At 34.6% G+C, this 9,144-nt stretch carries 10 protein-coding genes; all 10 read right to left on the bottom strand.

Translation table 11 applies throughout. From position 1 onward, the window contains the following. Positions 1 to 262: 262 nt before the first annotated feature. Genes ICN22_RS03070 through pseI form a run of 10 tightly spaced genes read right to left on the bottom strand, consistent with a single transcriptional unit; the run spans position 263 to position 9,139 of the window. On the bottom strand, positions 263 to 979 hold the full coding sequence (locus ICN22_RS03070; protein WP_216168788.1) for an SDR family NAD(P)-dependent oxidoreductase: 717 nt from the start codon (positions 977 to 979) through the stop codon (positions 263 to 265). A 49-nt stretch (positions 980 to 1,028) separates the two neighbouring features. Further along, entirely contained in the window at positions 1,029 to 1,319 is a 291-nt protein-coding gene (locus ICN22_RS03065) for a hypothetical protein (protein ID WP_216168787.1), read from the bottom strand. After that, a complete protein-coding gene (gene pseH, locus ICN22_RS03060; RefSeq protein ID WP_216168786.1) occupies positions 1,306 to 1,866 on the bottom strand; it encodes a UDP-4-amino-4,6-dideoxy-N-acetyl-beta-L-altrosamine N-acetyltransferase in 561 nt (186 codons plus the stop codon). The genes ICN22_RS03065 and pseH overlap by 14 nt, the downstream gene beginning before the upstream one ends. 8 nt (positions 1,867 to 1,874) lie before the next feature. After that, on the bottom strand, positions 1,875 to 3,263 hold the full coding sequence (locus tag ICN22_RS03055) for an ANL family adenylate-forming protein (protein WP_216168785.1): 1,389 nt from the start codon (positions 3,261 to 3,263) through the stop codon (positions 1,875 to 1,877). Then, entirely contained in the window at positions 3,247 to 3,486 is a 240-nt protein-coding gene (locus ICN22_RS03050) for an acyl carrier protein (RefSeq protein WP_216168784.1), read from the bottom strand. The genes ICN22_RS03055 and ICN22_RS03050 overlap by 17 nt, the downstream gene beginning before the upstream one ends. 26 nt (positions 3,487 to 3,512) lie before the next feature. Continuing rightward, on the bottom strand, positions 3,513 to 5,333 hold the full coding sequence (locus tag ICN22_RS03045; RefSeq protein WP_216168783.1) for an HAD-IIIC family phosphatase: 1,821 nt from the start codon (positions 5,331 to 5,333) through the stop codon (positions 3,513 to 3,515). An 18-nt stretch (positions 5,334 to 5,351) separates the two neighbouring features. Next, complete coding sequence (locus ICN22_RS03040) at positions 5,352 to 6,284, bottom strand: class I SAM-dependent methyltransferase (protein ID WP_216168782.1); 933 nt, start codon at positions 6,282 to 6,284, stop codon at positions 5,352 to 5,354. Beyond that, positions 6,285 to 7,334: a UDP-2,4-diacetamido-2,4,6-trideoxy-beta-L-altropyranose hydrolase gene (pseG, locus tag ICN22_RS03035; RefSeq protein WP_216168781.1), complete on the bottom strand. Its 1,050-nt coding sequence runs from the start codon at positions 7,332 to 7,334 to the stop codon at positions 6,285 to 6,287. Beyond that, a complete protein-coding gene (locus tag ICN22_RS03030; protein WP_216168780.1) occupies positions 7,331 to 8,080 on the bottom strand; it encodes a cytidylyltransferase domain-containing protein in 750 nt (249 codons plus the stop codon). Before ICN22_RS03030 ends, pseG begins: the two co-directional genes overlap by 4 nt. Further along, a complete protein-coding gene (gene pseI / locus ICN22_RS03025) occupies positions 8,081 to 9,139 on the bottom strand; it encodes a pseudaminic acid synthase (RefSeq protein WP_216168779.1) in 1,059 nt (352 codons plus the stop codon). Positions 9,140 to 9,144: the final 5 nt, after the last annotated feature.

Here is a 9,144-nt window from a genome sequence, read left to right as displayed (position 1 = left end):
GACGCAATAAGGTGACGATTTGCTCGGGTTTAAGACGCTGACCTTTTGCCATATTTAGCACTCCTTTAAGGTGAAGATTATCAAAAATCCTCTCTTCTAGGGTGGTACTAAAAATCAGGTCAGTTCACAACCACTATTTCGTCTGACTCTCCGTGATGTATGACATAGCAATTCTCTCTCAAGATGCCTGTTTTTATTGCTTTTAAATGAAATTTACCAAAATTTAATTCCATATTTATATTTAATACCTCTTAATGATTGCTCACTTAACAATTCCTAAGTATATAACCTGCCCAGTTATAGATTTGCTTAAATCTGATATAAAAAAATCAGTTGCATTTGAAATCTCATCATGCCCAATTACCCTCTTAAAAACCTGCTTGTCTAACATCTGCCTTTCCCAATCCAATGATTGAGCTAACTCTTTTGATGAATCAGTCACCATCATTCCTGGCGCAACTATATTGCATGTAATACCCCTTGGCGCCAATTCATTTGCCAGTACTTTTGTCATCTCGGTTACCGCACTCTTTGTTGCAGAATATACTGCAGTTCCTTGCTCATGCAAAGCCATCATAGTTGAAGAGATAGTAATTATTCTTCCGAATCCCTTAATCACCATTATTTTCGATACTTCACGCAATACATAAAAAACTGCAGATATATTATTATTTAAAAATGAGTTCATAACTGAACTTGGTGTCAAGGAAAGATAAAGTGCGGAATAAACAAGTCCTGCATTACATATGAGAACATCGATAGACCCGAATGACTTATATATATTACGTATCCAAATCCCAACCTCTTTCTCATTTGTTAAATTACAAGATGTATGAAAATAAGAGGCATGATTGATTGTTCCCAGTCCTTTACTACAACCAACTACGCAATAACCTAATTTTAGATAATGTAGCGCAAGACTGAAGCCAAGACCCCTGCTTGTCCCAGTTATAACAACTATCTTCATTGAATTAATCATAATTTAGATGGGACATACATAAAGAATCCAAGTTATGAAATATTCTTAGTTATAGATTCTTAATATAATCCGCCAAAGAGTCAACTGTTAATGATGGGTTATTAACATTAAAACCTTCTATTTCATCTAGCACAACATAAGCTTCTCGTCCTAACCTTTGTTCGAGTCTATTTTCTATATCAGTAATAAGAGTTATAAATCCTATAGAATCAAAATCAGAATCTCGTCCTAAAATTACTGTTTCAGGATTAATTTTAATATCTGCTGATATTGTTCCTGCACGCCTTAAGGATTCAATGCACTCTTTAATGAGTTCTTTTGCTTCGCTAATATTTAACATTTTTCACTTTCAAAAAATTAGATCTATATTTATGATACTTCTTTAAGGATAACCAACTGTCTGACAATAACTCAATGAGTACAATATTATGAAATTTATCATCTTTTAAAACATGATCCCTAAAGACACCCACCTCTCTGAAACCGTGAAATTGATGTATTTTTCTCACATTTATGTTATCCCAAAAAACTTCACCCCATATTTTGTTAAATTTTAAATCGAAAAAAATATAGTTATAAAAAAAGGGGGGGATTAGCGCCCCAATAGAAAGGTACTCAAATGCTCCAATGTAAAAACCTGCTGTTAGTTTTTTACTTATCTGATCCATTCCAGCCAAATTGAATAACCCGATTGGACGATCAGCGTACTCTATTATCCAGTATTCAGATGCTGGGTCTAAAGAAACTCTTTTAAACCATGCGATATGTTCCTCAAAACTCCCGCTCATTTTGCTCAACTGAAATTTGGAAACTCTCTCGCTAGTTCTCCATTCGTACAGCAGCGGTAAATGCCTGTCCTCTAGCTCTACAAAATTTATATTTATCATCCCTATAATTACTCATTCTTACGAATTTTTTTATACCTATGGCTATAAGGAAGATGATCCCTAGATTCAAGTATGAATTTCACTGGTACTTTATACTTAGCCATTTTGCTATTGCAAAAAATCCGCAATCTTTCAATTAAATTTTCAAAGGCTTCATCATTTAATAATGAAATTTTTGCGACTACGATTTGGCCCATAATAAAATGATTTACACCATAGACTGTTACATCTTTAATATTCTCGGCACTTAAAAGAATAGACTCAATCTCCACTGGAAAAACTTTCTTGCCTCCCACGTTGATAACTTCTGAGGCGCGACCGAGAAACTTAATGCAGTCACCTTCAATCTCTACTTCATCTCCAGTACACATCCAACCCGATTCGTCAAACGGATTTGGGGCATTAATATATCCAACCATATTGGAGTGGGAGCGCACCCACAAGACTCCATCGATAACTTTAGTTTCAAAACCATCACCACCCACCTTAACCCATGTCGTATTCAAATCTTTTGATTCAGATCTTAATACCCCTAACTCCGAGAGTCCATATGTCTGCTTAAGCTTTGCATCTGGAAAAGCGACTACCACTTTATCTAATGTTGATGCACTCATCAACTCAGTGCCATATGTAATTAATTTTACAGAACTTAAATCATAAATTTTATGGGTCATACTAGCCAGCATTAGATTTAAAAATGTTGGGGTAGTAGGCAATAACTCTGCTTTGTAATCCTGTATTAATTTTGCAATACTTGCAGGAGTCCTTTTATCAGGGCATATAGCCACCCCTAAGTTTGCAAAAGTAGCTAAAAATGTATTAAATCCTCCAAAGTGATCAAACAGTAAGAATAGAATAGTTCTCCAGCCTTTTCTAATTTTTGTGAATTTTTTTATCAGTAACTCAAAATCATGCAAAATTCCTTTTGGCTCACCAGTTGATCCTGATGAAAAGACAATTAGCCCAGGATGCCCCATGTCCCTAAAATTGTTAATCAAATCGGAATTATTTGATGAAGCAATTTTACTAAAAGTAATCTCCTTATTTGATTGAAAATCATATAAAAACTCAGCGCAAGATATATCAATAAATGTATTTTTTTGAAACTCAAGCTCGCTGGTTAATGGAACTAGAATAGCTTTAATTTTTATTAGCGCAAAAATTAAGGCACTGGATTCTATTGAAAAATCACCAATGAAGGCGCACACTGATCCTTGGGATAATCCATCTCTTGTTAAGCGTGCCTCCCATAAATTTATTTTTGATATTAAGTCACCATAGCTATATGTCTTTCCGTTAGATATTACGGCAGGTTGCAAATTTGCGCCGTACATCCTTGAAAGAATAAGATCGATAGCAGGGTTTGAATTTTCCATTTTTCTAGAGTTTAATTCCATGCTCAATAAGCACGGACTTAATTAATGGATAGCTTAATATTTCAACCGTTTGCTCTTCTGTCAATGCAATCTTAAAAGCCTCCTCTAAAGCGAGCACTAAATTTAAATGCTTTAAAGAATCCCATTTTGATACTGTATCAACCGACGTATCATCATTAATTGTTGAAATGTCCACCATAAATAAATCGCTTAATATTTTTTTTAAAATTTTTTCGTTTTCCATAATTATCCTTATTAATAATATTTAACCTACCCATTTTTAGTTAATTCTATCCAGTCATTAAATACATGCTCATGTTCTTTCTCAACATTCCACACCCAACTTGAACTAGCATCTTCAACATCTATCCTTACAAATCCCTGTCGTTCAAATAAATCCTCTACCTGTGCATTTTTTACCGAAGGTACATACATTCCAATCACCTTCTTGCAGCCCAGCGTTTTGGCCCTATCAATAATATAAGCAATCAATACATCCTCAGCACCACGCCCTAAAGCTCTACAAGAAAGTAATAAAGAATCTATGTGGAGCTCCGAATCAATCCTCCTAGTAATTGCAATTCCAATTAGGCCTAAATCAATAAACTTATCCTTCAATTTCAGATAAAACACATCAAAATCTTCTGATCCTATCATACGAGTGATATCTCCCTCGGTATATCGCTTGGTTGTTAAATTAAACTGATTTGTTTTTTGCGTTAATTGAGAAACTCGTGCAATCATTAAATCATCTGGTATGCCTATTTCTGCCTTTAACTCTAATTTTTTTAAATAGTCAGAATAATCATCTGAATTACTAAGCAATTCATCACTTTGGAGAGCCCCTAAATACATTTCAGTTCTCGCTTTATCCTCCGAGGTATAAGTAAGTCCGTCAAAATAAGCTTTTTCGACTAATTGCCTCCTATACGAGCTCGCATCTCCCTTCAAGTTCAATACAGCAACTTCTGGCAACTTCTGGGCTACCCATTCACACTCAAAAATACTGTCATCTACAAAAACAAAACTATCGATACCAATATTTAATTTTTTAGCAATTTTATCTATATTGCTTGCCTTATCATCCCAGTTAATTTGCCAAGCAGCAAAGTGTGATTTTTTGAGAATCATTTCTGGATGGTTATCCAAAACATCTAGAACATCTATCTCATTATTCTTGCTACAAATAGCCAAAATAACGCCTCGATGATATAGGTTTAATAGCTCGGTTTGAAAAGAGCAAAAACTATCTGTACTATTTTCGCCAATCCTAATACCCTTGATACCATCCTCTCCGATAACCCCACCCCATAAGGTATTGTCGCAATCCAGTACAAGGCATTTTTTTGTTTTTCCTTTTAAAGCCTTCAGGTATTTCGAGTACTCACCGGCTAATGCAGTTATCACATCTGATTTAAGCGGCGCTTTTGCTACACTCCAATACCTATCATCAATCACATTTCTATACCCATAGCGTGAGAAAATTAATTGGTAATCAACAATATAAACATTAGGGTTCTGTTTGGCTATTTTTAAGAGTTCTTTATTTAAATAAATAATAGAATTTGTTTGTCCCCACTCCAACTGCGAATCTAAAATCCCTAATGTAGGATAGCTATTTAAAGGGAAATTATTTATTAAAATAGAGGCTGTTGAATTATTTCTGAAATTTTTAATTAAATTACTAATTTCATCAATAATTCGTTTAATTTCCAACTGCACCTCTTCATGCGATAAACGTATAAACTCCAAAGTTAGCATCGGCGATAAAGTTTCAAGCCAAAAAAACATCAGGAGCATATTTGGATTAAAATCATATAGTCTGCTTTTTGAATTTAAAACATCCATTGATACAGTGTCGTAATCGCCCAAATACATCTCTGCAAAATAACCTGCCAGTGCGAATTCTGATCGAAGAACGGGAATAAGAGGTTCAATAGTAAAATTTCTGACGGCTGCTATCCTCAATAACTCCAATCCTGAACTTGGTTGATCGAACAAAAGATTATCTACCCTTGAATATGCATTCATGGAGCGTTCATCTGAAAGCTTATTCAATTCCACTTGAAGTGATTTAGTTTTATCGTTCATACCATTACTCCCAATGATCTACTTAGCCAAGCCCAATAATGCGCAATAATTTATAGTAACCAATTCAGACTCCCAGCGACTTTCTGGAATATTTTCAGCTGGAAAAGCAACTTCGTCGATGATATTTAGTCCAGCATTTAAAATCATTTTTTGTATTTCTGAAATATTTTTAAAATGCAACACATGATCTAATGCCGGACTATTGGCCGCCGTTGAAAGGTAAATAACACCATCTAAATTTAATAAATTTCGAGCCTTTTTTAAAAATCTATCTCCATCATTCACGTGCTCTAAAACCTCCCCCATAATCAAAAAGTCAAAACGCTCATTACTATCTTGAACATCTAAAAAGTCACCGTGAATAAATCGTGTATTTTTTTTATCTACACCAAATGCATCTAGTAAGCTCTGAGCCGCTAATATTGAAGTTTCACTAATATCTATTATTGTTGATTTTATTCTAGGAAATTTATTTTTTATAACCGCAGTAAAAAGGCCATGTCCAACGCCAACCTCCAGATAGGACTCAAATGATTTTCCATTTAAATGCTTTTCGTAGAACTTGAAAAGTTTATAGTGGTTTGGCCAGAACATATAAGAAAGCAATAAACCTACCATGTAATACTTCATGACAGCAACTTCGTCGTATACCTTAACTTTTGCAATAGACGCATCACTTATTGGGTAGCAGCCTGTTTTTTGAAATTGAATTTGGGCATAAAGAAAATCGCGACACATTTTGTTATAAGCCTGAGCAGCCTCAATTTGCTCACACTCTTTTGTAATTAACTTTTCGATCAAAGTTGTACTTAACTTCTCAGAAAACTGGAAGTAATCTTCATCTTGGATATCTAAGAATGCATTTATTCTCTTTTTTTGTAGAGGACTTTCATCAGATATAAGTTTTAATATCTTATTAAAATTTGGATATTTTATAAATTTGTTTATCATTTATAGACTCATTAAATAGTTTTTTAGAGACAATTTTTTTATATCTTGGTTTATTATTTTTGAAAAAGTTTCTAATATTTTTTTTCTTTTTTCAAGATTCAAAATAAAATTTTCTATCTTAAATTTTAATGCCTCAATTTCCAAAGACTCATGAAAACCCAAATGAACACATAATCCTTCATTTTCAAGAAAATCCAAATATTCCTTTTGCTTTGGATTCAACGAAATGCCTAAAAATGGGATTTTCATATATAAAGCTTCCCACATAGTTGTCCCGCCTGAAAATATTCCAATATCTGAGTTCATCATTTCCTGAGCCATGAAATCAGAATGCTTTTCTATTCTTAAAGACATATCTGATGGAAAATTTTTAAACTGACCATCCATTGTCATACTCATTAAACCAGTCATAATCACTATAGTCCAATTTTTTTTACTAATTAAACTAAAGGCATGAATTAGCTTTTCATTAATCAGATCTACCTTGGCTGATCCCCCACCAAGGGATATTATTACCCTAACATTTTTTTGACTAAATATCGGGTTTTTTTTCGCCATTAACTGGCGAAAAGTTCTTCTTAAAATAACATGTTGCAGCCCTTTTAAGACTGTACTATTGGGCCTTACTTGATATAAATTTTTTTCAGCGCCATGATTTTGATCTAACAGAATATCGGCAAAACTAAACTCCGTATTAAAGTCGGTAATCTTTAGTAATTTTATTCCGGCTTCTATTATTTTGTGTTCAAAATTAGTACTAAAGTTATATCCGTCTAAAACTATCCAATCTGGATTATATAACCTGGCAATGTCAAAGAATTTTTTTTCATTGATTTCAAAACTATCATTTTTTTCTAAGTAATGAAATTTATAGTTATCTGCATTCAATCTTTTAATTAACTCGGGACTATGAGGCACTGTTACGAATTCAATACTATGCCCCCAGTCTTTTAGCTGCTCTGCCAACGCCATGGTTCTGACAAGATGACCAGAACCAATCTCGGGAGAGGCATCAGTCCTAACTAAAAATTTCTTAATTAACCCAGTCATATGTTCATAGTTTTTAGACCTTCATCTATAAAGGGCTCAACTAAGTCTTTTAAATAGGGATTTAGATCTAGGTACTCAATAATACTTTGTAGAGGAATTTTCGGGGCTAAATTGCTAAATTTTTGATACACAGATCTGCAAACAATGAGGTCTTCAGGGTAATCAACTGTTAAGCGTATATCTAGCCTTCTAATGCTATCTGGTACATCTATATATTCAGTTTTAAAATCTGCTTTGTGTTCACGTATATATAAAGAGCATAATTCCGACCTATGCTTTGCCTGTCCATTAAAATGAGATATTTTAAGAGTATCCAGGGCTATTATCTCAAATCCACATCCATCCGGTACATTATCTAGATATGAAAAATCGAGTTCTCTATTCTTATGTCGCTCCCATGCTTCTTCAATAGGCTCATAGCAAATAAATGGTGATTCTGTCGTAATCCTAAAAGCATCAGTACCTCCCACCTCTTCCAAGCAAAGTATTAACCTTTTTAATACATCCTCTTCGCTTCCGGTTATATATTTTATTTTATTTTTTTTTGCATAGTCATAATAACAACTATTATCAGATCCCTCAGAAATTCCTAAAACAATATCCTCAATACTTGGGATCGTTTTAATTAAATTAATTTGATGCTCCAAAATTGTTAATTTGTTTTTAATATCTAAATTTTGTAATGGCTTACCATAAAGTCGTGTGCCTTGATTTCTACAGGCTAATGTCGCTACAAGCTTTTTCATTTATTCCACATGCTCCCAACTAAGCGGCGTTCCTCTTTTAAGAAATTGAGAAGCTTTTCTGCCGGCAATCCCATGAAAATGCTTTGGGGCTAAACCATATGCCGGTCTTATAATTTGGATGTTTTCTATCGTGAACATCTCCCCAGCAAGGATGTCTTTGCTTACGTATATAGATCTCCTAAACTGCCTATTTTTAATTTCTTCTTTTGTTGGAGAATAATTAACCTTGCCAATCGCCAACCAAGCCCTTTTTGCCTCCTCACATAACAATGTTAGCTCAGATGGCTCCAATGAAAATTGGCTATCGACCCCACCATCAGAGCGCTTTAAAGTAAAATGCTTTTCTATCAAGCAAGCCCCAAGCGCTACTGAGGCTATGGCCACGCCAACACCCAAGGAATGGTCTGATAAGCCGATGGGGACATCAAAGAGATCTCTCATGTTTGAAATTGTTGCCAGATTAATTTCTTCTGGCGGCGCTGGATACGCTGTTGTACATTTCAATAAAATTAAATCTTTCCCCCCGGCCTTCCTAAATGACTCAGCAAGCTGGTATATTTCTGAAAGATTTGCCATTCCGGTAGATACTATAGTCGGCTTTCCCGTCTTTGCAACCCTCTGCACTAGAGGAATATCAATGATTTCTGGTGATGCAATTTTATAAAATGGGACGTCCAGTGTCTCTAAAAAATCCACTGCACTTTCATCGAATGGGCTACTAAAAAAATGTAGGCCATTATCCTTACACCTCTTCATGATAGGGTCATGCCATTCCCATGGAGTATAAGCCTCCTTATAGAGTTGATACAAACTCTTTTCATTCCATGGGCTATCGCTGTTTTGAACTATAAATTCTTCGACGGGCATATCCATAGTCATGGTATCGGCTGTGTATGTTTGCAATTTAATAGCATTTACCCCAGCACTTGCTGCCGCATCTACGAGTAACATAGCTCTATCTAATGACTGGTTATGATTACCTGAAAGCTCAGCAACAATGTATGGAGGAAATCCATCGCCCACCAATCTTCCATTTAAACTTACTACTCGACTAGTCATATAAT

It is taken from the genome of Polynucleobacter bastaniensis, assembly GCF_018882205.1.
GTDB classification, from domain to species: Bacteria; Pseudomonadota; Gammaproteobacteria; order Burkholderiales; family Burkholderiaceae; genus Polynucleobacter; species Polynucleobacter bastaniensis.
Note: the sequence above shows the minus strand (reverse complement) of the source record. Positions and strands in the feature narration are given on the sequence as shown.

What these genes read in the sequence shown, in the direction of transcription:
- ICN22_RS03040 (WP_216168782.1), bottom strand. Translation starts at nt 6,284, where the DNA reads ATGATAAACAAATTTATAAAATATCCAAATTTTAATAAGATATTAAAA.
- ICN22_RS03045 (WP_216168783.1), bottom strand. Translation starts at nt 5,333, where the DNA reads ATGAACGATAAAACTAAATCACTTCAAGTGGAATTGAATAAGCTTTCA.
- pseI (WP_216168779.1), bottom strand. Translation starts at nt 9,139, where the DNA reads ATGACTAGTCGAGTAGTAAGTTTAAATGGAAGATTGGTGGGCGATGGA.
- pseG (WP_216168781.1), bottom strand. Translation starts at nt 7,334, where the DNA reads ATGACTGGGTTAATTAAGAAATTTTTAGTTAGGACTGATGCCTCTCCC.
- ICN22_RS03050 (WP_216168784.1), bottom strand. Translation starts at nt 3,486, where the DNA reads ATGGAAAACGAAAAAATTTTAAAAAAAATATTAAGCGATTTATTTATG.
- pseH (WP_216168786.1), bottom strand. Translation starts at nt 1,866, where the DNA reads ATGATAAATATAAATTTTGTAGAGCTAGAGGACAGGCATTTACCGCTG.
- ICN22_RS03030 (WP_216168780.1), bottom strand. Translation starts at nt 8,080, where the DNA reads ATGAAAAAGCTTGTAGCGACATTAGCCTGTAGAAATCAAGGCACACGA.
- ICN22_RS03055 (WP_216168785.1), bottom strand. Translation starts at nt 3,263, where the DNA reads ATGGAATTAAACTCTAGAAAAATGGAAAATTCAAACCCTGCTATCGAT.
- ICN22_RS03065 (WP_216168787.1), bottom strand. Translation starts at nt 1,319, where the DNA reads ATGTTAAATATTAGCGAAGCAAAAGAACTCATTAAAGAGTGCATTGAA.
- ICN22_RS03070 (WP_216168788.1), bottom strand. Translation starts at nt 979, where the DNA reads ATGATTAATTCAATGAAGATAGTTGTTATAACTGGGACAAGCAGGGGT.